The sequence below is a fragment of the Klebsiella sp. NPDC088457 genome, assembly GCF_044900465.1.
Classification (GTDB): domain Bacteria; phylum Pseudomonadota; class Gammaproteobacteria; order Enterobacterales; family Enterobacteriaceae; genus Klebsiella.
Genome location: NZ_JBJDNH010000003.1, coordinates 86472 through 111927 on the forward strand (window position 1 = coordinate 86472; position 25456 = coordinate 111927).

At 59.7% G+C, this 25456-nt stretch carries 22 protein-coding genes and 2 pseudogenes; 6 read left to right on the plus strand and 18 right to left on the minus strand.

The genetic code is table 11. From position 1 onward, the window contains the following. Positions 1-732 (plus strand): class II aldolase and adducin N-terminal domain-containing protein, encoded by a 732-nt coding sequence (locus ACI2JR_RS03550; protein ID WP_462477898.1) that lies wholly within the window; start codon positions 1-3, stop codon positions 730-732. A 43-nt stretch (positions 733-775) separates the two neighbouring features. On the opposite strand, the gene ACI2JR_RS03555 is transcribed toward ACI2JR_RS03550, so the two are convergent. The 8 genes from ACI2JR_RS03555 to nqrC all read right to left on the minus strand — a co-directional run bounded on the left by ACI2JR_RS03555 (position 776) and on the right by nqrC (position 9313). Further along, positions 776-1267, minus strand: a complete 492-nt coding sequence (locus tag ACI2JR_RS03555) for a TlpA family protein disulfide reductase (protein WP_132730697.1) — start codon at positions 1265-1267, stop codon at positions 776-778. Further along, positions 1254-1949 carry an ABC transporter ATP-binding protein gene (locus tag ACI2JR_RS03560; protein ID WP_132730696.1) on the minus strand — a complete coding sequence of 232 codons (696 nt, stop codon included), beginning with the start codon at positions 1947-1949 and terminating at the stop codon, positions 1254-1256. The genes ACI2JR_RS03555 and ACI2JR_RS03560 overlap by 14 nt, the downstream gene beginning before the upstream one ends. Before the next feature lie 4 nt (positions 1950-1953). Beyond that, a complete protein-coding gene (locus ACI2JR_RS03565) occupies positions 1954-3084 on the minus strand; it encodes an ABC transporter permease (RefSeq protein ID WP_132730695.1) in 1131 nt (376 codons plus the stop codon). Then, entirely contained in the window at positions 3074-4357 is a 1284-nt protein-coding gene (locus ACI2JR_RS03570) for an ABC transporter permease (protein WP_132730694.1), read from the minus strand. The genes ACI2JR_RS03565 and ACI2JR_RS03570 overlap by 11 nt, the downstream gene beginning before the upstream one ends. Positions 4358-4359: 2 nt before the next feature. Further along, entirely contained in the window at positions 4360-5739 is a 1380-nt protein-coding gene (locus ACI2JR_RS03575; protein ID WP_132730693.1) for a Fe-S-containing protein, read from the minus strand. 87 nt (positions 5740-5826) lie between these two features. Continuing rightward, positions 5827-6354, minus strand: a complete 528-nt coding sequence (locus ACI2JR_RS03580) for an iron transporter (RefSeq protein WP_132730692.1) — start codon at positions 6352-6354, stop codon at positions 5827-5829. 26 nt (positions 6355-6380) lie between these two features. After that, positions 6381-8318, minus strand: coding sequence for an FTR1 family protein (locus ACI2JR_RS03585; protein ID WP_462477899.1), 1938 nt, complete (start codon positions 8316-8318; stop codon positions 6381-6383). 233 nt (positions 8319-8551) lie between these two features. Continuing rightward, positions 8552-9313 carry an NADH:ubiquinone reductase (Na(+)-transporting) subunit C gene (nqrC, locus tag ACI2JR_RS03590; RefSeq protein WP_462477900.1) on the minus strand — a complete coding sequence of 254 codons (762 nt, stop codon included), beginning with the start codon at positions 9311-9313 and terminating at the stop codon, positions 8552-8554. 577 nt (positions 9314-9890) lie between these two features. Between nqrC and ACI2JR_RS03595 the strand changes: the two genes are divergently transcribed. Beyond that, complete coding sequence (locus ACI2JR_RS03595) at positions 9891-10850, plus strand: helix-turn-helix domain-containing protein (RefSeq protein ID WP_462477901.1); 960 nt, start codon at positions 9891-9893, stop codon at positions 10848-10850. Between the two features lie 27 nt (positions 10851-10877). On the opposite strand, the gene ACI2JR_RS03600 is transcribed toward ACI2JR_RS03595, so the two are convergent. Beyond that, positions 10878-11003: a small membrane protein gene (locus ACI2JR_RS03600; RefSeq protein WP_243655236.1), complete on the minus strand. Its 126-nt coding sequence runs from the start codon at positions 11001-11003 to the stop codon at positions 10878-10880. Positions 11004-11219: 216 nt separating this feature from the next. Between ACI2JR_RS03600 and ACI2JR_RS03605 the strand changes: the two genes are divergently transcribed. Both ACI2JR_RS03605 and ACI2JR_RS03610 read left to right on the plus strand, forming a co-directional pair. Continuing rightward, positions 11220-12302, plus strand: coding sequence for a malate/lactate/ureidoglycolate dehydrogenase (locus ACI2JR_RS03605; protein ID WP_132730688.1), 1083 nt, complete (start codon positions 11220-11222; stop codon positions 12300-12302). Positions 12303-12557: 255 nt separating this feature from the next. After that, positions 12558-12896 (plus strand): annotated as a pseudogene (locus ACI2JR_RS03610) (molybdopterin dinucleotide binding domain-containing protein); the annotation flags it as partial. Between the two features lie 80 nt (positions 12897-12976). Here ACI2JR_RS03610 and ACI2JR_RS03615 read toward each other — a convergent pair. Next, a complete protein-coding gene (locus ACI2JR_RS03615; RefSeq protein ID WP_132730687.1) occupies positions 12977-14134 on the minus strand; it encodes a M20 aminoacylase family protein in 1158 nt (385 codons plus the stop codon). 292 nt (positions 14135-14426) lie between these two features. Between ACI2JR_RS03615 and ACI2JR_RS03620 the strand changes: the two genes are divergently transcribed. Further along, positions 14427-15629, plus strand: coding sequence for an MFS transporter (locus ACI2JR_RS03620; protein ID WP_462477902.1), 1203 nt, complete (start codon positions 14427-14429; stop codon positions 15627-15629). Positions 15630-15679: 50 nt separating this feature from the next. Here ACI2JR_RS03620 and ACI2JR_RS03625 read toward each other — a convergent pair whose 3' ends face one another. The 8 genes and pseudogenes from ACI2JR_RS03625 to ACI2JR_RS03660 form a co-directional block, all read right to left on the minus strand. Continuing rightward, the gene (locus tag ACI2JR_RS03625) at positions 15680-16402 is read right to left on the minus strand and encodes an amino acid ABC transporter ATP-binding protein (protein ID WP_132730826.1); all 723 of its coding nucleotides are present in this window, start codon (positions 16400-16402) and stop codon (positions 15680-15682) included. Beyond that, positions 16389-17153, minus strand: coding sequence for an amino acid ABC transporter permease (locus ACI2JR_RS03630; protein WP_132730685.1), 765 nt, complete (start codon positions 17151-17153; stop codon positions 16389-16391). The genes ACI2JR_RS03625 and ACI2JR_RS03630 overlap by 14 nt, the downstream gene beginning before the upstream one ends. 65 nt (positions 17154-17218) lie before the next feature. After that, positions 17219-17986 (minus strand): basic amino acid ABC transporter substrate-binding protein, encoded by a 768-nt coding sequence (locus tag ACI2JR_RS03635; protein WP_132730684.1) that lies wholly within the window; start codon positions 17984-17986, stop codon positions 17219-17221. Between the two features lie 95 nt (positions 17987-18081). Then, positions 18082-19012, minus strand: a pseudogene (locus tag ACI2JR_RS03640) (MurR/RpiR family transcriptional regulator). Next, complete coding sequence (locus tag ACI2JR_RS03645) at positions 18978-19943, minus strand: iron-siderophore ABC transporter substrate-binding protein (protein WP_462477903.1); 966 nt, start codon at positions 19941-19943, stop codon at positions 18978-18980. The pseudogene ACI2JR_RS03640 and the gene ACI2JR_RS03645 overlap by 35 nt, the downstream one beginning before the upstream one ends. Positions 19944-19958: 15 nt before the next feature. Beyond that, positions 19959-21011 (minus strand): FecCD family ABC transporter permease, encoded by a 1053-nt coding sequence (locus ACI2JR_RS03650; protein WP_132730681.1) that lies wholly within the window; start codon positions 21009-21011, stop codon positions 19959-19961. Then, positions 21008-22027 carry a FecCD family ABC transporter permease gene (locus ACI2JR_RS03655; protein WP_462477904.1) on the minus strand — a complete coding sequence of 340 codons (1020 nt, stop codon included), beginning with the start codon at positions 22025-22027 and terminating at the stop codon, positions 21008-21010. Before ACI2JR_RS03655 ends, ACI2JR_RS03650 begins: the two co-directional genes overlap by 4 nt. Next, positions 22024-22845 (minus strand): ABC transporter ATP-binding protein, encoded by an 822-nt coding sequence (locus tag ACI2JR_RS03660; protein ID WP_132730679.1) that lies wholly within the window; start codon positions 22843-22845, stop codon positions 22024-22026. The genes ACI2JR_RS03655 and ACI2JR_RS03660 overlap by 4 nt, the downstream gene beginning before the upstream one ends. A 517-nt stretch (positions 22846-23362) precedes the next feature. On the opposite strand from ACI2JR_RS03660, the gene ACI2JR_RS03665 reads away from it, so the two are divergent. After that, positions 23363-25435 (plus strand): TonB-dependent siderophore receptor, encoded by a 2073-nt coding sequence (locus ACI2JR_RS03665; RefSeq protein WP_462477929.1) that lies wholly within the window; start codon positions 23363-23365, stop codon positions 25433-25435. Positions 25436-25456: the final 21 nt, after the last annotated feature.

Sequence of the window (25456 nt, forward strand, 5' to 3'; positions counted from 1 at the left end):
ATGGCCTACTCTTATGAAGAACAGACGCGGATCGATCTCGCGGCGACGTTTCGCATCATTGCGCATCTCGGCATGCATGAGGCGGTGGCGAACCACTTCAGCGCCGCCCTGTCGACGGACGGCAAAAAGTTTCTCCTGAACCCGAAGTGGAAACACTTTTCGCGGATCCGCGCCAGCGACCTGCTGCTGCTGGATGCCGATGATGAAACGACCGCGCAGCGCGAAGATGTGGACGCCACGGCATGGGCGATTCATGGACAGATTCACCAGCGGCTGCCGGAGGCGCGCGCGGTGCTGCATCTGCACCCGGTTTATACCACCAGCGTCGCCTGTCTGGAGAACCCGCAGATCCTGCCCGTCGACCAGAATACCGCGCGCTATTTCAACCGCGTCGCCGTGGATACGCTGTATGGCGGCATGGCGGATACCACCGCCGAAGGGGCGCGGTTGGCCGGGCTGCTGGCCGATAAACGTCGTCTGCTGATGGGCAACCACGGCGTGCTGGTGACGGGGGCCTCCATCGGCGAGGCGTTTGACGATATCTGGACCCTCGAACGGGCCTGCCAAATCCTGGTGACCGCGTGGTCAACCGGCCAGCCTTTGCAGATATTGTCAGATGAGGTAGCGGAAAAAACCGCTCAGGACTGGGAGAAAATCGCCGACTTTTCCCGCCAGCATTTTGCCGAAATGAAGCAGCTGATCGTCGATGCCGACCGTTCGGTACTGGACTGAAACTGACGGCGGCGACTCCCGGGCCCACCTCCGGGAGAGCCGCTCATTGCTGCGCCAGCCGGGTGAATACCGCCTGCAGCTCCGCGGGTTTTCGCCATCCCTGATGCAGATCCAGCACCCGTCCACGCGCATCGATCAGTACCGAGGTCGGCGTGCCAATCACCTGATAACGCTCCTGGGTCATGTTAAGCTGATCGCGCAGGACCGGATAGCTGATGCCGTGTTTGGCCAGCAGCGGCGCGATATCCACCTGTTCCGGATCGGTATTGACGCCGACCACCACCAGTTTATCCGGCCAGCGCTGGCTTAACGCCTGCAGGGTGTCCATCTCCGCCAGACAGCCGCCGCAGCCTGCGGACCAGAAATTCAGATAGATCGCCTTCCCCTGCCAGCGTTCAAGACCGGCAGGTTGGCCCTGCAAATCGAAGGCCGCCAGCGCGGGCGCCGTTTCCCCGCGCGCCAGCTTCTCTTCTTTACAACCGCCGGGCAGGAGCAGTACCAGCAGCAATAGCATCATAACGTCAGGCATGCGCATGGGTGTTCAGCTCCTCGCCAAGGTATTTGCCATGCTGGAGGCGCACGATCCGATCGGCGAATTTCCCCAGCGCCGGGTTGTGGGTCACCATCACAATGGTGCGCCCCTGGCGATGTAAGTCGGTAAGCAGATCCAGCACCCGCTGCTCGTTCTCTTCATCCAGGTTGCCGGTGGGTTCATCGGCAAAAATAACCGGCGGCTCATTGACCAGCGCCCGGGCAATGCAGACCCGCTGCTGCTCCCCGCCGGATAGCTGGCTGGGGAGATGGGTCATGCGATGCTCAAGCCCCACCTGCGCCAGAACCGCTTTGGCGGCGGCTTCATCAACCACGCTGTGGTAGTGCTGCGCCAGCATGATATTTTCCAGCGCCGTCAGAAAGGGGATCAGGTGGAACTGCTGAAAGACCAGGCCAATCTTCTGCGCCCGGAAACGGCGGCGCCCTTCCTCATCCAGCGCCGCGGCGTCGGTCCCGTCGAGGATAACCTGCCCTTCGCTGACGGTATCCAGACAGGTCAGGATATTCATCAGCGTCGTTTTCCCGGAGCCGGAGGCCCCCATAATGGCGACAAACTCCCCGCGGGCAATGCGCAGATTGATGTCCTCCAGCGCGGTCACCTCGCCGAATCGTTTATATAAATGACGGGTTTCAATCGCCATCTGACGCAAAGGCGTGACGGTCATGGCGTTATTCTCCTTTCAACACTTTCGCCGGTTCGACGCTGACCGCGCGGCGCACCGGAACAATGGCCGCCAGCAGGGCGACCAGTAAAGACAGCGCCAGGGTAATCGGCAGCACCGGCAGGCGCAGCGCAATGGTGGCGTTGAAGACGGTCAGGCCGAGAAGCTGGGCCAGCAGATAGCCGAGGATCCAGCCGCAGACCACCGCCGCCAGGGTGATGATGCTGGTTTCCAGCAGCATCTGGCGGATAATGTCGCCGTTGCCGGCGCCCAGCGCTTTTTGCAAGGCAAATTCGCGGGCGCGTTCGCCGACAATCGCCATCAGGGTGGTGTTCACGCACAGCGACGACAGGGCGAGGATCACCAGCGATACCAGCCCCATCAGCCCTTTGATTTTCTCCAGCACCTGGCCTTCGGTTGCCGAGACCTTACGCACCGGACGGATCTCGAGGTCGGGATAGCGCTGCTGCAGCTGGCCGGCATAGCGCTCCACCTGGCCGAGATCGTTGCTGACGCTCAGCAGGCCGTGGCTGATGATGCCAGGCTTTTGCAGCCAATCCTGTGCGACATCAAGGCTGACAATCAGCATATTATCGGTGGCGTCGCCGGCCTCGACGATCCCCTTCACCAGCAGCTTTTTACGCCGTTGATGATCGACCAGGGTTACGCTATCGCCGACCTTCAGCGCCAGCCGCTGGGCCAGCTTCACGCCGATCATGGCGTTGCGATCGTCAAAGCTGACGCCGATCCAGTCGCCGCTGACCTGCCAGTACGGCACCAGCTTTTGCAACGACTCAAACCACACGCCGACCATCACCACTTTTTCCAGTTCGGTGCGCGCCGTGCCGTACAGCCAGGGGCTGGCGCCATGAATCAGCCCCTGCGGCGCGGCGTCGAGAATGGTCTGCAGCTCCGGCTGCGGCATCCGGGTGCCGTGGGCCGGCCCGATATAAAAATTGGCGCCGAAGGTCCGCAGCTCCTCGCTCATTTTGCTGTTGATGTCGAACCACACCGCGGAGAGCGCGGTCACGATGGTGGCGCCGACCGCCAGCGCGGCAAAGACCACGCTGACCCGCTGTAAGCGCAGGCGCAGCGCCCGCCAGACCAGTAACCACAGCATGTCGCGCTTAGCGGCCATACAGCACCTCCACAGGGTAAAGCCGGGCAATGCGTCGCGCCGGGAACCAGGTGCCCACAAGCGCAATCAGCACCGCAATTACCAGTACGCAGGGCACCACGATCCAGGCAAAATTAAGCGGCGTGGCAAACAGCATCAGACCGATGATCTTCGCCAGCCCCCAGCCGGCAACGCAGCCCAACGCCCCGCCGAGCAGGCCGCCCAACGCCGCCTCCAGATAAAACAGCAGCAGAATTTGCCACTGCCGCGCGCCCAGCGCCTTCATCAGGCCGATCTCCCGGGCGCGTTCCATAATGGTGCTGGTCATCAACGAGGCGATGCCCATTGCCGCCGCGGCCAGCGCGGCGAGGGTGACCACCGCCATCAGCAGCTGGATTTTATCGATCACCACCCCTTCCGATGCCGCAACCTGCCAGACCGGGCGCACCTCGGCGCCGGAGATCGCCTCCTCCAGCTGGTGGGCAATGGATGACACATACGCCGTGCAGTACCACAGGTCATACTCTTCAGCATTCAGCGCCTCGAGGTTTTCGCGCGCTCGCCGCGACAGCTCGTTTTCCGGGACGGTCAACGCCGACACGCGAATCGCCTGAATTTTTCCCGCTAAACCCAGCAGTTGCTGCACCACGCCAAGCGGCATCACCAGCTGGGTATCCTCATCGCCGCCGCTGGATAAAATGCCGCTGACCGTGACGTTCACCGCCGTGTCGCCCACCTGTAAGCGGAGGCGATCGCCGGGCTGCCAGCCGTAATGACGCGCCAGGGCATGTCCGACGAGCGTCTGCGCCTCTGCCCCCGGCGGCTCCTGCGGCCAGCGGCCGGTGACCTGCCAGAACGGGCTGACCGTGCGCTGCCCGGTCGCATAGCCCTCCTCATCAGGTATCGTGACCGGCTGCTCAAAGAAGGTGCCCAGCACCCGAATATCATGCCCATCCACCTTCACTTCTCCGCTAAGCATCGGGGCAAAACCGACAATATTGTTGCGCCAGAAGATATCTTTGATGTTGGGCAGTTCGCCCTCATCGAGGAAGTCGTCGCTGGCCAGAGGGTTGCTCTGCTCGCTGAATAAAGCGGGAAGCGCGGCCTGCCCCGCCGGCTCAATCAGGATATTGGCGCCGTAGGATTTCAGCTCGCGGGACATTTTGTCGCCGATGTCGATAGACACCGCCAGCAGCGCCGAGATCAGACTGGTGGCCAGAAACACGGTTAACACCGCCAGCGATTTGCGGCGCAGATTACGTCCCCACGACTGGTAGATCATTCGCCACAGCATCGCTACTCCTCCTCCACGGCGCCGGGGGCAAACGCGGCGGGGGTACTACGGAAACGGTCATAGTTCGCTTCGGAGGCGAAGAACCAGGTTTTGCCGCCGTAGCTGTATTTATACTCCGCCGCGGTGTTGGTCAGGGTCGAACCATCCACCGGGTCGGTGACCTTGATGGTCAATACGGTAGAGAAATAGTTGGCTCCCACGGCAAGCGCCGCAGCGGGTATCGTCAGCTCGGTTTCATCGTTGCGCCAGCCATCAATCGGCACCGGATTACAGCCGCCGGCTTTGCCAATGGAGGGGATAAAAATATGCACTCCGCAGGCAACGCAGATCACCTGGTTTCCCTCCATGACATAGCCCTGATCGCCGCACAGCAGGCAGGCGTCGAACACCACGCCGAAGCGTAATTTGTCGGGGTAGCGGTTAATGACAAAAAAGCGTACCGCTTTACCATCATCCGCCACCCAGACAAAACGATGCAGCTTGCCATCGCGAATCTGGGCGACGGGAATGTGCACCCGGCCATCGGCGGCCTGGGTCACCGGCTGCGCTTGCGACAGCCTCGGCGGCTGCGAGGCCACCAGATCCCACCACAGCTGACCGCCGAGGATCGCCAGCGCGCAGCAGGCGGTGGTTAACCCGAGGCGCACGGCGCCACGGCGTTCGGCCCGCGCAAGCCGGCGGGCAATCGGTTGGTCAGCCCCCTTCACCGCCAGGCTATAACGGCGGATCGCCGGGAGCCAGCACAGACTCAGCAGCAGGAGCACCGCGACGGCCAGCCAGTTATACAGCGCCGCGTTGTTGGTCACTTTGGCGACAAAACTGAGCAGCGGCTTCAGCAGCGGGACGATCTGCAGCTTCATCAGCAGCAGCAGTAGCGTGCCGGACAGCGGTAGCCACAGCAGGATCGCCAGCAATATCGTCAGCGGCCAGTACAACCAGCGCATCCGACGCAGCAGCATGGCGCAGAGCGCCGCGGCAAGGCACAGGAACGCAAAGGCCAGCACCATCGCGGTCAGATTCAACAGCAGATCGGTATTCAGCACGTGGGTGGAGGTCAGGCCCCCGAGATTGGGATCCAGCGCCCAGTGGCGTGCGGCGCCAAACACGAGGATCCCCTGCCAGAGGTAGCGCAGGCGTGGCCCGGCCCACCAGAAGCTGAGAATAAACAGCAGCGAAAGCAGAATTTCTCCGCCGACCAGCAGCAGCTGTAGCGTCTGGCTGCCGCGAATAAACAGTCCGGCCAGCAGCCCGGCGGCCAGCGCCGCGAGCAGCGTCCAGACCAGGGGGCGCACCGCCGGAGGCGCACCGCGCCCCCAAAGCGCCGACGAGAGCAGCGCGATGCAGAAAAAGACCTGTAGCGTGGTGACGAAAAAATAACTCATGACTTCGACCCGGTACGGCGGATGACTTCAATCCGCAGACAGCAATACAGCGCAGGAGAGTCCGTGCCCCTCCTGCGTGACGGACGCTTAGTTCAGGCCGACGTACTTGAACTCATAGCTGACATCAAACGGTTTCCACCAGCGGCCGACGCCGGTTTCGCTATCGGTATGACGGTGCATCCCGGCTTTTGACGGCGGTTCAATGTGGTAGGTCACTTTATAGTTGCCGACCCCCATCATTTTGATATTGGCGCCATAGTGCGGGCCGTCGCTGGCGACCATCGGCATAAAGGTCCCTTCCTGTTTTTCGCCGGTGTCGCTATTGACCAGGGTGTAGGAGATGGTCAGGTAGGGGATCCATTCGCCCGCACCAAAGCCATTTTTGCCCCCTTCCACCGCATGAATATCGGCTTCCAGATGGATATCCGATTTCGCTGCCGGCAGCCCCATCCCGCGCGGCTCCATATCGATCGGCTGGAGATAGACGGCGGCGAGCTCCATTTCATTCATGGTGACCGGCTCGCCGGCCGGATACTCTTTAAACGCCAGCGCCGCAGGAGCGGCAAAAATTCCGGCCACCGTGGCACTGATAATCAAGGTCTTCTTAATGGTCATCTGACAAATCCTCTCGTCTTAAATGGTTAGTCATTATTTTTTATACTCTCGCCGGATAGCAGACTGCGGCGTCGCATGACCCACAGCGCGACCAGCGCCGCAATCAGTAACATCACCTGCGGCGCCAGGGTTTCCAGATAGGGGTAAATTCCCAGCCAGCTGATTTCCGGGACCCCGCCGATCAATGTCGGCTGGAACAGCTTGCCCTCCACCAGCTCCAGCACGCCTTTACCGGCAAAAACGAATGCCATCAGGTACATGAAGCCGCCAGTGAACATGAAGAACGGTTTAAGCGGCAGACGGACCACCGAGTAGCGCATGATCAGCCAGGCGACCAATAACACCACGCAGCCAATGGCGAACCCGGCGCCAATGGCCAGATGACCGGGCAGCCCCTGCGCATCGCCGATCAGGGCGTAGTAAAACAGCACCGTTTCGGCCCCCTCGCGATAGACGGCAAGGAAGCTGGTCAGCCACAGTCCGACCAGCGAGCCGCGGGAAAGCGAATGACTGAGCTTGCCCTCCAGCCAGGCCTTCCAGTGGCGGGCCTCGACTTTCGACAGCAGCCAGTAGCTCATAAAGAACAGCATCACCACGGCGATCAGCATGGTGATCCCTTCCAGCAGCTCCCGGCTGGCGCCGGAGTTGGTAAACAGCAGCTGGAAGATAACCGCCGTCGCCACGCTGGCAATCAGCGCCACGATGACCGACTGGCGAATCAACGGCAGTTTGTCGTGATGGTCATTTTTCACCAGGTACGCCACGATGGCCGCCACAATCAGCAGCGCTTCCAGCCCTTCGCGGACGATGATCAGCAGGCTGTAGAGCAGCAGGCTCCACTGCGTCTCCTCCCCCTCACCCAGCATCGTCACCGCCTGCTGCAGATCCGCGCGCAGTGCCGCCGCTTCGGTCGCCAGCGCTTCCTGCGGCTGGCCGGCTTTCATCAGACTGACCATGCGGGTGAAGTGGGCCTCAAGGCGGGTTTTGAAGGTGGCATCGCGGGAGCCTATTTTGTTCTCCATGCCGGTGGCTTCGAAGCGGTCGAAGTAGGTATCCTGAATATCCAGAATCGCATCCCCGGCTTCCCCGCGCTGGTAACGCGCCAGCGCGGCATCGACGCTGTGGTTAATGCCGGTCGCCACGCTGGCCCAATCGGCACGCGGCGCGGTATCGGCAACCGGCGCGGCGCCTTCCGCCGCCGGGGCGCTAACCGGCTGATCGTCGCGGGTGGTCGGCAGGCCAGGCAAAATATCTTCCAGATCCTGAAGCAGCGCGGTGACCTGGTAGGCGACGTCGTTCAGCCGATCCGGCTGGGCCGTCAGGGCAATCAAGGCGGTAAACTGCTGGTTAATCGCCGCCGCCGTTTTCGCCGAACGGTTTTGCCGTACCGACATTTCCATTTCAGAGTTTTTAAACCCCTGATAGTGCGCCTGCTGTACCTGCTGGCTGGCGTGGCTAAAATCCCCCGCCTGATAGGCGCTCACCGCCTGCGCCAGCAGATCGTCGATGGTGCGGAAGCTGTTCTGCCAGTGCAGGGCGATATCGTCGCGGGTTAAGGCGGTATGCTGCTCTTCCGCCACCAGCCGATGGCCGCCATCGAGAACCGGTTCAACTTCACGCAGCGCTTTTTTGAGCCCGTCGATCCGCGCCTGGACCTCCGCCAGCGGTTTGCCGTCGGCGATCATCCTCCGGATATCGCCGAAGGTGCTTTCCATCTCGTAACTTTTGCGCGCCGAGAAATTGATGCGAATCGGCCCTTCGAGGTTCTCAAATACTTCAAAGTAGGCGGCCTGCACCTCCCGGCGCGCCTCGTTGTTTTTTTGCTGCTGGTACAGCTGCGACGTGTTATCCAGCCGCTGCTCGATATCCTCGATATAGGGTGCATAGTGGGTTTGCGCCATTGCGCACGCGTTAAACAGCAGGCTAAACAGCGTTAACAGCAAAAAATGACGAGCCCCGGGCATGATCCATCCCATTATGATTAATGATAATAGTTATCATTGTCATTTTTGCTCGCAGCGACATGATGCAGATCATGAGAATGTCAAACAGTGACAATTTATGTAAACTGCTGCAAAGAGCAGCCTGTTCGATTACCTCCGCTATTGGCGATTAAATTGTGCCTTCGGTCGCCTGTTGAGACGATAAAAATACGACGCCGGGCGGGCGTCGTGAGGCGAGAAAAATAAAGCGCCGACTACTGCGTTAATATCGCCGGATTGTCCTGCAGCTGGCGCAGGAAATTGCCGTACCCCTGCTCTCCCATCCAGAAATTAATGCTCTTCCCGACGCCGGTTGAGGTTAAGGTCGCCCCGCTGATGCCATCCACGGTATACACATCGTGCTGGCCGGGATTATCCTGAACGACTTTCAGGGCAGGATTTCCTTGCCGATCGCGTATTTTTTTGCCTGCCCACTGGCTGCGCCACTGCGGGTCCTCCACTCTGGCGCCCAGCAGCGGCGTTTCATTTTGCCGGTAATAGAGTAAATCGTTCACCGTGCGGCCATCGATGTCGAGAGCCACCAGCGCGTACATCATCGATTTAGCGCCTTTACCGTATACCGGTAAAATAACCTGCTGAATATGATTGTTTTTATCACGAACCAGGTAGATATCGACCGGCGAACAGCGCTGCCGGATCTGGGCCGGGTCGTGGGCCGGGGAGAGATCGACGCAGCGTTTCTGCTCTCCCTCCGATGCTCCGGCCGGTAACAGCTGGCCGCTATCCAGATTCAGCCGGCGAGTGGCGATTCGCGTCTGATATAGCGTTCTCACGGTTTGCGCATCGGCTGGCCCATTTTTCACCAGCCCGGCGACCTTGAGAACCGCGGCTTCGGTTTCTTCGTTTACCGGTTCAGCAAAATTATCTTTGAGCAGCAAAAAATAAGCAGCAACAATTGCAAAACATAAAACACAAATAACCATCAAAGATAAAAAAATAATTTTACTCTTACGCATATGCTGTTATTCCCGTCGCGCGTTGAATGCCTGCGCTATAGCTTGCAATCGTTTTTATCCGGCTGTCCACTGCGTTTTGCATAATATTTCCGTTGATGCAGAGAGCCCACGCGTCGCTGAGATAAAAAATACATAACCCTTTTTTAAAATAACAGCCGCAGGGTTGCTAAGAACATTCCCGTTATTATGAGGATATTTTATATTTAGCGGAGCGAAAAATAAGCCGATATAGGTAGCGAAAACCGTTCGTCACAGTCGCGACCGGCGCAACATCAGCGGATGCGGGGGATCATGGGGCCGGGCGAAACCGGCCCTGGGCCGTTCACCTGCCTGGCGGCAAACAAAAGTGTGCGAAACCGATGGTAAACGGAACATTCCCCTGAACCCGCGCCAGAAGCCCTTTCGCCTAAACCAGCGGTTACCTACCTACGCAAGCCCACGATAAATCATAAACCGAGGCTGGCCACCTTAAGTGACCAGCATTATGCCTGACGCTGGTGTTTTTTAAGATTAATCTTATAATGAGCGGATAAAATAGAGCCAGCCTGTCAACGTCACCCCGGGATAAGCGACAAACATGTCCAGACCTACGACGCTGTACGTTCCCCATGTGTTAAGCGCGGCGGATATTGCGCCGGAAGAGCGCTATCAGCGAATAGCGCAGAACCTCAGCTGCTATGGCATTGAGGTCGTAAATAATCGCCGTCCGGCAGAGATTATTGCCCACCATAAAACCATATCTGCTATTTCCGGCGATTATTGTAGTGCAATGGGTTCTAAAAACGAGACAATCTTCGACCCGCATCAGGTGGCTGAGTCTTCAACCTATATTTCTCTGCTGGTACAGGGGCATCAGCTGATCGGCGGTAGAAAAAAATCAGCCGTCGCCCAGGTTAATCCGGGACAGCTCATCGTTCATCAGCGCAATGATTATTACAATTATCAATGTGATGATGTCAAACAGCTGTATATCATTCCGCATACTGCGAAAATCCAAACGCTATTTAGCGGGCAATTGACCAGCCCAATCATCTCCCTGGATAATCACCCTTTAGCGCTATTTTTAAAATCGCATATGTTGCTGCTGGACGCCCATTCGGCAAGTTTATCCGTACAGGAAACCGCGGCGATCGTCGATGGTTTACATCATATCGCGCTGCAGGTGCTGGCCGATGTGGCGCAGGAGAAAGGACTGCGCTCGTCAGGAAAACTCGCGCATCTTGTGAACAGCGCAAAATCGTTTATTGCGCTTAATTATCATCAACATAACCTCTCTCCTGACCTGCTTTGCCGGATGCTGCGCTGCTCAAGATCCAGCCTCGACCGGGCTTTTCAGCAGCAGGGGAGCTCGGTGATGGCGGAGATTAAAGAGATACGCCTGGAGGCGGCCCGGCAGCTGCTGGAAACCGATCCCCGGCTGCGGGTTGAGCAGGTATCCTGGCGCTGCGGTTTTGTCAGCCACCCGTTATTCAGCAAGAGTTTTCGTGAAAAATACCACTCCACGCCGAAAGCCTGGCGCGACAACCATTACAAATAAAATGAATGCCCGGGCCATCGCCGGGTATTAGCGATGACGGAAAGATTTAAAGCGCATCGCTTTGCGTTCTTTTATATAACTCAATAAGCAATAGATCGATAATCCCAGCAGCGAAATCGCGACAATAATTAAAAACAGAGCACTGATGTTCATTTTGGTCTTCTCTTTATCATTTATTAGCTGGTTTTTATCATAATGATTATCAGTGCCACGAACAGCACGCCGGGCCTCAAGCCTGTTTCCTGTCCCTCATTTCTCTGCTGCGCTTTCCGGTCGGCAACAGGTTGATCTTCTTCGCCAGGGAGAGCAGCATGGAAGCGCAAACTTAACAAAACAACAACACAATCAGAGAACAACAGGAGTGTATCAGTGCCTACCGGATATCGTTTTCCCGCCGCGGATCTGCATCAGTTCGTCGAAACGCTGTTCTGCCATCTGGGTAGTTCGCCCACCGAAGCCTCCCTCGTCGCCGATCACCTGGTCGCCGCCAATCTGGCTGGCCACGACTCGCACGGCGTGGGGATGATCCCCTCCTACGTCCGTTCCCAGGCGCAGGGGCACCTGCAGCTTAACCGCCATGCCAGCATCATGAAAGACGCAGGGGCGGTCGTGACCCTCGACGGCAACGGCGGTTTTGGTCAGGTGGTCGCCCACGAAGCGATGCAGATCGGCATCGAAAAAGCCAGGCAGCACGGTATGGCGGCCGTTGCGCTACGCAACGCGCACCATATCGGGCGCATTGGCTACTGGGCCGAACAGTGCGCGGCGGCGGGATTCATTTCCATCCACTTCGTCAGCGTCGTCGGCGATCCGATGGTCGCTCCCTTTCGCGGCAAAGACAGCCGCTTCGGCACCAACCCGCTGTGCGTGATTTTCCCGCGTCGCGGCCAGCCGCCGCTGCTACTTGACTACGCCACCAGCGCCATCGCCTTTGGTAAAACGCGCGTCGCCTGGCACAAAGGGGAAGCCGTTCCGGCCGGTTCGCTGATTGATGCGCAGGGCGAGCCGACCACCGATCCGGCGGTAATGCAGACCTCGCCGTTAGGCGCCCTGCTCACCTTCGCCCAGCATAAAGGCTACGCCCTGGCGACGCTGTGCGAAATCCTCGGCGGCGCCGTCTCCGGCGGTAAAACCACGCATCAGCAGAGCCTGCAAACCTGCGTCGATGCCATTTTCAACTGTATGACCACCCTTATTCTCGACCCGGAAACCTTCGACGCCCCGGACATGCAGGGCCAGACCGAGGCCTTTATAGACTGGTGTAAGCAGTCGCCTCACGATGCAGATGCGCCGATTCTGGTGCCTGGAGAGTGGGAAGAGGCCAATCGCCAGGCACGCCTGGCGCAGGGTATCCCGCTGGATGCCGGCAGCTGGCAGGCGATCTGCGAAGCGGCGCTGGCGGCCGGATTAACGCCAGAAGTCCTGACGCAGTTCCAGCATACCGCGCGCTAAGCCCCGCACGAACGCCCTTCCCGGGCGTTCCCTGGCATCATCGTCATTAGTGACGACATCACGACGACCGACGGTCACCACCAAAACAATATCGTTATTTATCAATAAATTAACTATTGGCATAACTTCTGCAACACTCAAAATGCCTGCTGGTCTTTGGCTACAACTGCGCAGATTCCCCCCTATCGTCGTCCGGCGGGTGATAAAGCGCGCGAAAACGGCGCGAAAATCATCGTCTGCGACCCGCGACGGGTTGAAACCGGTCGCGTGCAGATTAACAGTGCCGATGCCGCACGGTTGGGGATCGCGGATCGGCTGCTGGTGTGGGTCAGCTCGCGGCGCGGGAAAGTGATGACCCGCGCCGACATCAGCGACCGCATCAATCAAGGCGCCGTCTATATGACCTACCAATGGTGGGTCGGGGCCTGCAAAGAATTAACCCAGGACAACCTCGACCCGATCTCAAAAACGCCGGAAACCAAATATTGCCCGGTGAAGATTGAGCCAATCGCCGATCAGCGCTGGAGCGAACAGTTCGCCTGGCGTGCCTACAGCGATATGAAGGCGCGGCTGAAAGCGGCGGCCAACGCCTGAACAAAGCCACAAGGGAGAGGCGTTGGCCTCTCCCCCGCATGGATACGCTGCCGACGGCGTTTGCCACGCAGCGCCGCTGTTCAACGAACCGGCAGCAGCTTTTCCACCAGCTCGCTCCACAGGGCCACGCCATGTTCGATCAGGTCATCGTTAAAATCGTATCCGGCGTTATGCAGCGGTTTTGACGGGATTTCGCCGTCGGTGCCAATCCAGAAATAGGCTCCCGGACAGACCTCCAGCATGCAGGCAAAATCTTCCGACGCCATCGAGGGGTTGATCTGCCCGCTCACCGCCGACTCGCCCAGCGCGGCGATCGCGACCTCGCGCACTTTTATCGCCTCCGACGCATGGTTTTTCGTCACCGGATAGCCGGGATACCAGAAAATCTCCCCCTGCACATCAGAGACCTGCGGCTGCGTGCTGACATAGCGCTCAATCAGCCCTTTCACCCGTTCGCGAACCCGGTTGCTCAGGCAACGGAAGGTCCCGCGCAGCACCACCTTGTCCGGCAGGACGTTAATCGCTTCGCCGCCGGCAATCTGGGTAATGCTGACCACCGCCGATTCCTGCGGCGAGAGACGACGCGAGGGGATGGTCTGCAGCGCCATAATCAGCTGCGCGGCGGCGACAATCGGATCGGCGCCGCTTTCCGGCATCGCCGCGTGACAGCTCTTGCCGGTCAGGGTTATCTCAAAGGCGTCAAGGGAGGCCATCATCGCCCCGTCGTTGATCGCCACGTGCCCCAGCGGCAGCCCGGGCCAGTTATGCAACGCGTAGATGGCGTCCATCGGGAACAGATCGAACAGGCCCTCTTCCACCATTTTGCGCGCGCCGCCGAGATTCTCTTCCGCCGGCTGGAAAACAAAATGCACCGTACCGCGAAAACGGCGGCTCTGCGCCAGATGCGCGGCCGTCGCCAGCAGCATCGCGGTATGACCGTCGTGCCCACAGGCGTGCATCACGCCCGGGTTTCGTGATTTATAGCTGACGTCGCCCAGTTCGGTAATCGGCAGCGCATCCATATCGGCCCGCAGGCCGATAACCGGTCCCGGGCCGTTCTCCAGCGTGGCGACCACGCCGGTCCCCGCGAGGCCGGTATGTACCTGCAGACCAAATGATGTCAGTAATTCAGCGACGCGCCGCGAGGTTTCCTGTTCCTGATAGCCCAGCTCCGGGGAGGCGTGAAAATCACGTCGCCAGCGGATGGCCTCGGCGATCGATGAAGGCGATACTGCCATGTCTTACTCCTTTCCTGCACAGCATCAACGCTGAATGAGTATTGGATTGGGATACCGTTTATACAGGCCTCCCCCGCCGACGGCGGAATGCCCTATTGGTTATATCCTTTCGCCAGCGCGCTGACAACACTCGCCCAACGCCTGAGCGCAGCGTTTCGCCGCCGGCCCGCGCACGAATATCAATATTAGTAGTCATTTCAGCGGTGACAGACGGCATACGATTAATTAATATGCAGGGCTATCGGCAATCTGCCGGATTATCCACCTGTTGACTTCCGTTATCGGGAATAAAATGTTTAACCCAGACCACAATCGCCTGGCCCCCACCCTGGCGATGATCATGGCCGCGTCGCTGGTGGGCTTTATCACCGGTTATACGGTGCCGTTAATCAGCCTTGAGCTGGCGCAGCAGCAGATAGACACCGTCTACGTCGGCCTGCTGGCCGCCCTGCCGCCGGCCGGAATGATGCTCTCGTCATTCCTTTCCCCTGCCCTGTGTCGGCGTTTTGAAATGGGCGCCCTGCTGATTTTCAACCTGCTCCTGCTGGCGCTCGCCACTATCGCCTCATGCCTGACGGTCGATCTGCTGCAGCTGTTGCTGCCGCGTTTTTTGACCGGGATCGCCTCAGGGGTGATCATCGTCCTCGGCGAGAGCTGGATAACCGGCGGCGCGGCGGGGAAAAACCGCGCCACCCTGACCGGGATTTATGCTTCGGCCTTTACCGGCTGCCAGCTGGCCGGGCCGCTATTGATTTCTGCCGGCGCGGAATATCAGCCCTGGGTACTGCTGGCCGTCGCTGGCCTGACCGCGCTGTGTCTGCTGATGCTGCGCCATCTGCCGACCGGCAGCCGCGAGCATCTGGCCGAACGCGCCAGCTGGCGTAGCCTCGGCGCCTTTTTACCGGTGCTGGCCTCCGGGGTATTCTGCTTTGCCTTCTTTGACGCCAGCATTCTGGCGCTGCTGCCGCTGTACGGTATGGATAAAGGGCTGAACGAAGCGATGGCGGTGCTGCTGGTCACTCTCGTATTGACCGGCGACGCCCTGTTCCAGGCGCCGCTGGGCTGGGTTGCCGACACGTTCGGCATCCGCCGGGTGCATCTCGGTTGCGCGATCGTTTTCTGCCTCGCCCTGCTGGCCCTGCCTTTCCTGCTGGGATCGCACCTCCAGCTGATTGTCGGTTGCCTTATCCTCGGAGCGGCGGCGGGGGCGCTGTATACACTCTCGCTGGTGCGCGCCGGGAAAACCTTCAACGGGCAGAAGCTGATTATGATTAATGCGCTGCTCGGTTTTTTCTGGTCGGCGGGCAGCGTTGCCGGGCCGGTCGTCAGCAGCCTGCTGATTAGCGTATCGGGCTATGATGGATTGCTGATCGCGCTGTTAGCCTGCGGCGCGGTGTTCCTGCTGATTCAGTGGCTGGGGAAGACGGAAAAGGCCCTGCTGGCGAACGCCCGGCAGGACAGCGATGGCGAGAATGCGCAAGCGGAAACGGTGTAACGGAATAATAGCGCCATCAGGGGTTGCCCCCCTGATGGCGCGTGGCGTCGTTATAAGACTTTACTAAGAAATGCCGCCGTACGAGGGTTGCTCGGGGCGGTAAAGATCTGCTCTGGTTTCCCCTCTTCCTGAATGACGCCCTGGTCGATGAAGATAACCCGATCGGCGACTTCACGGGCAAAGCCCATTTCATGGGTCACGATCACCATCGTCATCCCTTCGCTGGCGAGATTTTTCATCACCGCCAGCACATCGCCCACCAGCTCGGGATCCAGCGCGGAGGTTGGCTCATCAAACAGCATAATGGACGGTTTCATCGCCAGGGCGCGGGCTATCGCCACCCGCTGCTGCTGGCCGCCGGACAGGCTCGAGGGCCAGGCGTCACGCTTATCGCTGAGCCCGACTTTCGCCAGCAGCGCCTCCGCCAGCGGCACCGCCTGCTGACGGTTCATGCCAAGCAGGTTCATCGGCGCCATGATCAGGTTTTCCAGCACCGTCATGTGCGGGAACAGGTTAAAGCGCTGGAAGACCATCCCCACGCTTTCCCGCAGCTTATTCAGATCGGTGCCGCGATCGTGGGCGGCAAAACCGTTAACCTCCACGATGCCTTCACTAACGGTTTCGAGGGCGTTCATACAGCGCAGGAAGGTGCTTTTCCCGGAACCGGATGGCCCGATAATGCACACCACTTCCTGCGGTTTAATATCACAGCTGATGCCGCGCAGGACGTGGCTATCGCCGAAGCGTTTGTGCAGATTATTAATGTGAATCACTTTTGCCAAACCTCTTTTCCAGACGGTTAACCAGCTGCGCCAGCAGGAACGTAATCACCCAGTAGACCAGCGAGATAGTCAGGTAGGGTTCCCAGTAGGTGGCGTAGGCGCCGGAAACGGTACGCGCGGCATAGGCCAGGTCGGCGAGACCAATCGCCGAGGCCAGCGAGGAGTCCTTCACGATGGCGATGGCGTTATTGCCCAACGGCGGCAGAATACGGCGAAAAGCCTGCGGCAGAATCACCTGGCGCATGGTTTTCCACCACGGCATCCCCAGCGCGCGCGACGCTTCCATCTGCCCTTTATCGATAGACTGGATCCCGGCGCGGAAAATTTCCGACACGTAGGCCCCGGCATTGAGGGTAATCGCCACGATACAGGAGAGAAACGCCCCGTAGTTCGAACGCAGCTCACGGGCAAAATCGGCGCTCATCAGCCCGCCGGTGACCAGCAGACCATCGCGCGGGTTGATAAACAGCGGCACCAGCGCGAAGTGCACCACCATGATCTGCACGAACAGCGGCGTACCGCGAAAGGCGCTGACGTATACGCGAACCGGAAACTGCACCAGGTAGCGCAGGACAAATTTCCACGGCCCGTGTTCAGCTTTCGCCATCCGCCCAAGCCCGAGAGTCAGGCCCCACAGGGTGCCGAGGATCACGCAGATAATGGTACATTTAATGGTCATCAAGGCGCCGTCCATAAACAGCGGGCCGTACTCCTCGATGATCTCCCAACGGAATCCCGTCATAACCCTTCCCTAAAAAATACGGCTATCGCACTCGTCGATAGCCGTAGTGAAAACCAAAAGATACATTATTGTGCAGGCAGCGTCGGCACGTTCTCGTCAAACCAGGTTTTGTAGATGCTGGCGTAGGTGCCGTCAGCGACGATCTTCTGCAGGCCGGCGTCGATCTTCGCCCGCAGCGCGTCGTTGCCTTTCGCTACCGCGATGCCGAAATACTGGCGTTCAAACCTGGCGTCCGGCACCAGCTTGAACTGCTTTTCCGGATGCTGCTTGATGTAGTACTTCACCACCCCGACATCGCCCACCGCCGCGCTGACGCCGTCTTCAAACAGCTCCTGCAGCATCAGCGGCGTATTGTCAAAACGCTTAATCGCGGTGCTGTTTTTACCCAGCTCTTCCGAGACCACGATATCGCCGGTGCTGGAGTTAACCACGCCGACTTTCTCGTTTTTCAGCGCCGCCAGCGAGGTGACCTGTGAGTCGGCCGGTACGACGATAGACTGCTCGGCCGGGAAATAAGGCGCGGAGAAATCCACCATCTGCTTACGCTTATCGGTAATGGTGATCCCGGAGATGATGATGTCGCGATCGCCAGTACCGAGGGTGGCGAAGATCCCCTCCCACGGGGTATTCACCAGCTTGATATTAAAGTTTTCCGCTTTCGCGATCGCTTTGATGATGTCGATATCAAAGCCTTCCAGCTGCTTCTGGTTGTTTTCATACTCGAACGGGCGATAGGTGCCCCCCGCGCCGACAACGTAGGTTTCCTGCGCCGCCTGGGCGCTCCCCACCAGTGCCGCCATCAGGCAACACGCTTTGATCCAGTTCTTAACCATGACAACCTCTTTTTATGCATATATTTTGCATAAAAATACACATCATCAGCAGTGCATGCAACCGGAAACCTTCGCGGTAGTGAATTATCGTATTATTAGCCGCGCTTGCCGCCGGATTTACCGATAGCTTTATGCAGCTCGTTGATGCGTTTCATCGATTTCATGGTTCTTTGCGGGGTGGTGGTAGCCACCGAAAGCACCAGCATTTCGAGACACACCAGCACCGTGCCGTGTAGCGGCACCCGGCCATTATCGCCGCCGCGCGGTACGTCGATCACCACCTGCGCCTCCTGGCTAAAACGCGAATCCACCGCCTGGGTGAGTAAAATCGTCGGGATCCCCAGCCGGCGGGCTTCGCGCAGGGCGGTCATCCCCTCGCGATGCGGCGATTTTTGCCCCATCATAATCAGCACATCGCCGCGCTGCAGGGCGATCAGCTGTTCGGCCAGGCTGAAGCCGGTGCGGTTCATCACGTAGGAAGGTAAACCGATACGGCTGAACAGTCTGGCGGTGTATTCCGCGAGAATGCCCGACGCGCCGATGCCGAAAATCGCCACCTGGCGCGCCTCGCTGAGCAGCGCCACCGCCTGGGAGACGGCGGCGCGGTTAGCCGGGCGCGACAGCACCTCGCAGGCGCGCTGATGGCCCTCCAGCACAAAATCAATGCTCGAATTGACATCGCAGGAGAGCGCATTGACCGTCGAGAGCATTTTTTCCGATGAGGTAATCGAGGGGCCAAACCAGCGCTCCATGGTCTGCTTCAGCTCGCGCAGCCCGGCGAACCCCAGCGCCTGAATCGCCCGCACTACCGTGGCGTCCGAGGTCTGGGTGGCGGCGGCGATCTCCATCGCCGTCCGCTCCAGCACCACCTCGCGGTTGTCGTTGATATAGCTGACCACCGCCAGCAGGCGCGGCGAAAGCTGGTGCGCACGGGCGCGAAAGCGCTCGCCGAACAGATCGACCCGCCCGCGCTCTTTTTTCACCGCCGTCTTCATTGCAGCCCCGCCGGCAGCGGACGCCCGGCAATATGAGACTGCACCTGCGCCACCATCAGGCTCAGCGCGGCGAAGGAATTCGAGATCGCTTCTTCGCGCGGCAGCAGAATATAGCGCCCGGTGCGACAGGCGCGCATAAAGTCACACCAGCCAGGCATCACCCCTTCCATCGCCTGCAGCTCCTCCTGCGGCTTGCCGCCGGTATCCGAGCGCCAGGTGGCGAAGACGAAATCGGCGTCCAGCTCCGGGAGTTGCTCGCCGCTGACGTCAATGCGCTGGCCATCGGGGATCTTGTCAATCAGCGGTGGGAAGCGGAATCCGGCGTCGCGCAACACCCGGCCCAGCGCATGGTAGGAGTGGTGAACGGTGACCTTGCCGTTGTTGGCCTGAATGACCGACACGGTGATATTCGCGGTATCCACCATCGCTTTCAGCTGCTTAATCTGCTCCTGATAGCGCCGTTCAAGAATCGCCAGCCGCGCTTCGCTGCCGGTGAGCTGCGCCAGCTTGCGGTAAATACGCGGCGCGCTGCCCTGTAAATGATCGATGCTGACCGTCGGAGCAATCTTCTCCAGTTGTTCCACGGAAACATGGCGACTCGGTTCGGTGATGATCAGATCCGGTTTCGCCGCCGCCACCGCCTCCAGATCGATGTCGGCGGTGCCGATAAACTGGATGGCGCTGTTATCAAAATCGATGCCGGTCAGCTGGGCGCTGGAGCGCAGATAGTGGCTCCCGTCCGGACGGGTGCGTCCGTGGCTGGCTACCGGCGGCACGCCGAGTTCAATCAGGGGAATCGTGATGTCGAGGTCGTGCATCGACACGATGCGCTGCGGGTGCAGCGGCACCTGCACCACCCGACCTAAATCATCGGTAAAAGTCTGCGTCTGACTCACGGCGGTGCCACCGGCGGCACCGGCGGTCGCCGCCACGCATAACAGGAGAGAAACGAACCAACGCATAGCCACCCTTAACATTTACAGGACGTCACGACGACGCCACAGCAGCACAATAAAAAATGGACACCCCACCAGCGCAATGACGATCCCGGCCGGGATTTGTAACGGCGCAAAGGCCAGACGCCCGATGGTATCGGTGACCAGCACCAGCAGCGCGCCAATTAAGGCGCTTCCGCTGAGCAGCGCGACCTGGCCGCCGCGCAGCAGAAAGCGCGCCATATGCGGCGCCATCAGGCCGACAAACCCCAGGCTGCCGACGCAGGAGACGCTGGCAGAAGTCAGCAGCACCGGTGCGAAAAAGCGCAGCAGGGTCAGCTGCTGCAGGCGCACGCCAAGTCCTACCGCGGTGCGGTCGCCAAGCAGCGCCACATCCGCCGCGCGGGCGGTCAAAAACAGTATCACGCTACCGGGCAGCGCCCAGCACAGCGCCACCGCCAGCAGCGGCCAGGTTGCCGCATGCAGGCTCCCGGCCAGCCAGATCATCGCCGTCTGGACGTCGCGCACATCGGCGGTGGTCATAAAAATACCGACCGCTGCCGCCAGGGTCCAGGAGACGCCGATACCAATCAGAATAAAGCGCGGGCGGGAGCAATCGCGGGCCAGCGCCAGCACCAGCAGCGCCACCAGCACCCCACCCAGCATCCCCGCCAGCGGCCGCCAGACTAACCCCAGCGTCGGGAAAAACAGGATCAGCGCCAGGACCACCACGCTGGCCCCCTCTTTGACGCCAATCAGGCCCGGATCCGCCAGTCCGTTACGAGTGATGCTCTGCATCGCCGCGCCGGCCAGACCGAGCATCGCACCGCACAGTAGCGCCATAAACAGCCGGGGAAGGCGGATATCAAACAGAATAAAGCGCTGCTGCTCGCCGACGCTTTCCGGGACGAACAACGCGCGTGCGAGGGTGCCGGAGGGCAGCGGGAAGCTGCCGCGCGTCAGGCCGAAGCCCGCCAGCAGCAGAATAATGACCACCAGCAGCGCGGCGCTCTTCAGCGCCGCCGGGCGCAATAACAGCTGATAAGACCCGCGAATCAGCGGCCGGAATCCGGCACGACAGGCCGCGCTTTTCATTTAAAGAACCTCGCCGCGATAAAGATAAAGAGCGGCGCGCCGACCAGGGCGGTCATTGCTCCGGTCGCCAGCTCCTGCGGGGCAACCAGGGTACGGGCGGCGATATCCGCCAGCACCAGTACCAGCGCCCCAACCGGCGCCGCCAGCGGCAGCGCCAGACGAATATCTTCGCTCACCAGGCGCCGCACGACGTGCGGCACCACGAGGCCAACAAAGCCAATCGGCCCGGCCACCGCCACCGCCGAACCGCACAGCAGCGCAATCGCGGCCAGCCCCAGCAGCCGGGTCTGCGCAATCTTTACGCCCAGCCCCATCGCCACCTTGTCGCCCAGCGCCAGGACGTTAAGACGCGGAGCAATCAGCAGCGCCGTGAGCCCTCCGGCCAGCGCCGCCGCCGCCGCCGAGCGCAAGGTCTGCCAGTTCTGCCCGGCCAGATCGCCCGCCAGCCAGGTCCGCATCGCCAGCAGCGTTTGTTCATCCAGAATCAGGATCGCGGCGGTCACCGCCGAGGCAAAGGCAGAGAGCGCGACGCCGCACAGGGTGATGCGCAGCGGCGTCGTGCCGCCGCGCCCGGCAGAGGAGAGCAGCATCACGCCGCCAAACAGCAGCCCCGCGCCGCAGGCGGCAATCAGCGGGCGGGCGGCGACGATCCCGCTCAGGCCCAGCGCTGAAGTCGCCACCACCGCCAGCGACGCCCCGGCGTTCAGCCCGAGGATATGCGGCTCGCCCAGCGGGTTACGAATCACCGTTTGCAACAGCAGCCCGGCGACGCCCAGCGCCGCCCCGGTCAGCAGCGCCGCCGCCAGACGCACCAGCCGGAGGTCGACCACAATCCGGTGTTCGAAATTACGCGGATCATAATCCAGCAGCGCCTGCAGTACCGTCTGCGGAGCCACCCAGCGCGCCCCCAGCCCCAGGTGCACCACCGAGCCGGCAAGCAAAAGCAGCGTCAGCAGCACCAGCGCCAGTTTGGGTCGTGACCGGCGGCGGTGCAGCGCCAGCGCCCGGGCGCTCATGGCGTGACCTCCTGCCGCGAACGAAAAGGCATAAAGAAGGGTTTCCCGGTGTGCGGATTGAGCGACATCTGTACCTCGACGTCAAACACGCTTTTGATCAGCTCCGGCGTACAGGATTCCTGCTCGCCAATCACCCCGGCAATGCGCCCTTGTTTGAGGAATACCAGCATATCGGCATAGTTCACCGCAAAGTTAAGGTCGTGCAGCACGGTCACCACCGTGCGCCCGTGTTCGCGGGTCAGCGTTTGCAGGAGTTCGAGGATATCGACCTGGTAGCGTAAATCGAGCCAGGTGGTGGGTTCGTCCAGCAGGATGGTCGCCGTCTGCTGGGCCAGCGCCATCGCAATCCAGCAGCGCTGCCGCTGGCCGCCGGAGAGGCTGTCCACCGGCAGATGGGCGAATTCAGCGGTGCCGGTTAACGCCAGCGCCTCTTCTACCGCCCGTTCGTCGGCGGCGGACCACTGGCGCATCAGCCCTTGCCAGGGGTAGCGCCCGCGGGAGACCAGCTCAAACACCGTCAGCCCTTCCGGAGTCAGAGGAGATTGCGGCAGGATGCCCAGCTGGCGTGAAACCGCCCGGGTGGGCATCTCGTGAATCGTCTGACCATCGAGACGCACGCTGCCGCCTGCCGGCTTAAGCATGCGCGCAATGGTCGACAGCAGCGTGGATTTACCGGAACCGTTGGCCCCGGCCAGCACCGTCATTTTACCGTGAGGGATCGTCAGATGGATATCATTGACGATAAGGGTCTGGCCATATCCGGCCGACAGGGCATCCAGTACAATCCCCTGCTCCGCAGGTCTCACCCGCTGTGGCATAACTCGCTCCTGCACCGCAGCGGCGTGGCGGTTGGCCCGCGCGCTCTGCACTCAAACAAAAATAAATCTCATTCTCTTTTGATCATGCGGCGGATGAATGTAGTAGTCAATACTCTGTTTTAGCGAAGTGCAAGAGCTGGCACTACGCCATACTCCACGCTAAGTAATAAAAATATTTTATATAATAAACAATAAATTAATAAAAACCCTCCCCGCTAACAAGCCCGGGAAAACCGCGTTTTAGCTGTTGCTGATTTTTTATCTTACAGAACATTTACTACTACATCCCACCGTGATTGAATGATTCTCAATTACATATCTGAACGCAAATTATCGCGGACAACGGATAGATAATATTTTTAAGGGCAATGATTTTATTGGCTTTTTCTGTCCGCAAAGGACGGATTCGTTCACGAGAAACAGATAAATGACTCCATCAACGGTCCCTTTTACCACGCTGAAAGGGCGAGCGCTTTTTTCACTGATTTTTTTGGGTTCCTTTACCTCACCGGGATTAATGGCCGCGCAGGACAGCGCCGGTAAAGATAAAAAGAGCGGCGACGAAACCATCACCGTTGTCGCCGATGGTTCGACACCGAACGCCACCAGCGGCTACCAGCCGGTCAGCAGCGCAACCGCGACGCTAACCTCGATGCCGATGCTGGATATCCCGCAGGTGGTGAATACCGTCAGCGACAAGGTACTGGAAGATCAGCATGCGACCAACCTTGACGAGGCGCTGTACAACGTTGCCAACGTTGTACAGACCAACACCCTTGGCGGTACTCAGGACGCCTTTACCCGCCGCGGTTTCGGCGCCAACCGCGATGGGTCGATCATGACCAACGGCCTGCGCACCGTGTTACCGCGCAGCTTTACCGCCGCCACCGAACGCGTGGAGGTGCTGAAAGGCCCCGCATCAACGCTGTACGGTATTCTCGATCCCGGCGGTTTGATTAACGTGGTGACCAAACGCCCGGAGAGAACCTTCGGCGGCTCAATCTCAGCCACCTCCAGCAGCTTTGGCGGCGGCACCGGTCAGTTTGACGTCACCGGCCCCATCGAAGGGACGCGTCTGGCCTACCGGCTCATCGGCGAATATCAACATGAAGACTACTGGCGCAGCTTTGGCAAAGAGAAGAGCAGCTTTATCGCCCCTTCCCTGACCTGGTTTGGCGACAACGCCACGGTGAACGTCTCGTATTCCCATCGCGACTACAGCACCCCCTTCGATCGCGGCACCATCTTCGATCTCGATACCGGACATGCGGTTAACGTCGATCGAAAAACGCGTTTTGACGAGCCGTTTAACATCACCGATGGCTATTCCGATCTGGCGCAGCTCAACGCCGAATACCGGCTCAATGATGCCTGGACCGCCCGGTTTGACTACAGCTACAGCCAGGATCACTACAACGACAATCAGGCGCGGGTGATGGCCTATGATTCAGCCACCGGCGATCTGACCCGGCGCGTGGATGCGACCCACGGTTCAACGCAGAAGATGCACGACACCCGCGCCGACCTGCAGGGCAACGTGGTGGTCGGCGGCTTTTATAACGAAATTCTCACCGGCCTTGCCTACGAGAATTACGACCTGCTGCGTACCGGCATGATCCGCTGTAAGAACGTGAAAGGGTTTAATATATATAACCCGGTCTACGGGACGCTCGACAAATGCACCAGCGTGTCGGCGGCCGATAGCGATCAGCGCATTCAGCAGGAGAGCTATGCCGCCTACGTTCAGGACGCACTCTACCTGACCTATAACTGGATTGCCGTCGCCGGGGTGCGCTATCAGTATTACACCCAGTACGCCGGCAAGGGCCGACCGTTTAACGTCAACACCGACAGCAGCGACCAGAAGTGGACGCCGAAAGTGGGCCTGGTGTATAAGCTGACCCCGACCGTATCGCTGTTCGGTAACGTGGCCCAGTCGTTTATGCCGCAGTCATCGATCGCCAGCTATATCGGCGACCTGCCGCCGGAAGAGTCCACCGCCTACGAACTGGGCGCCAAGTTTGAGCTGTTTAGCGGGGTGACCGCCAATATTGCGCTGTTCGATATCCATAAGCGTAACGTGATGTACAGCGAGATTGTCGGCGATGAGACCGTGGCGAAGACCGCCGGCAAAGTGCGTTCACGCGGCGTGGAGATGGATGTCGCCGGTTCGTTAACCGACAACCTGAGCGTTATCGCCAGCTACGGCTACACCGACGCCAAAGTGCTCGACGATCCCGACTATGCCGGCAAGCCGCTGCCAAACGTACCGAAACATACCGGTTCGTTATTCCTGAGCTACGACATCCATAACGTCTACGACAGCAATACCCTGACCGTCGGCGGCGGCGGTCGCGCGATGAGCAAGCGTTCAGGCACCAATGGCGCGGACTATTATCTGCAGGGTTACGCGGTGGCGGATGTCTTCGCGGCCTATAAGATGAAGCTGCAATATCCGGTCACCCTGCAGGTTAACGTCAAAAACCTGTTTGATAAGACCTACTACACCTCATCTATCGGGACCAACAACCTGGGTAACCAGATTGGCGACCCGCGTGAAGTGCAGTTTACGGTGAAAATGGACTTCTGATTGCATCACCACGCCCGGACA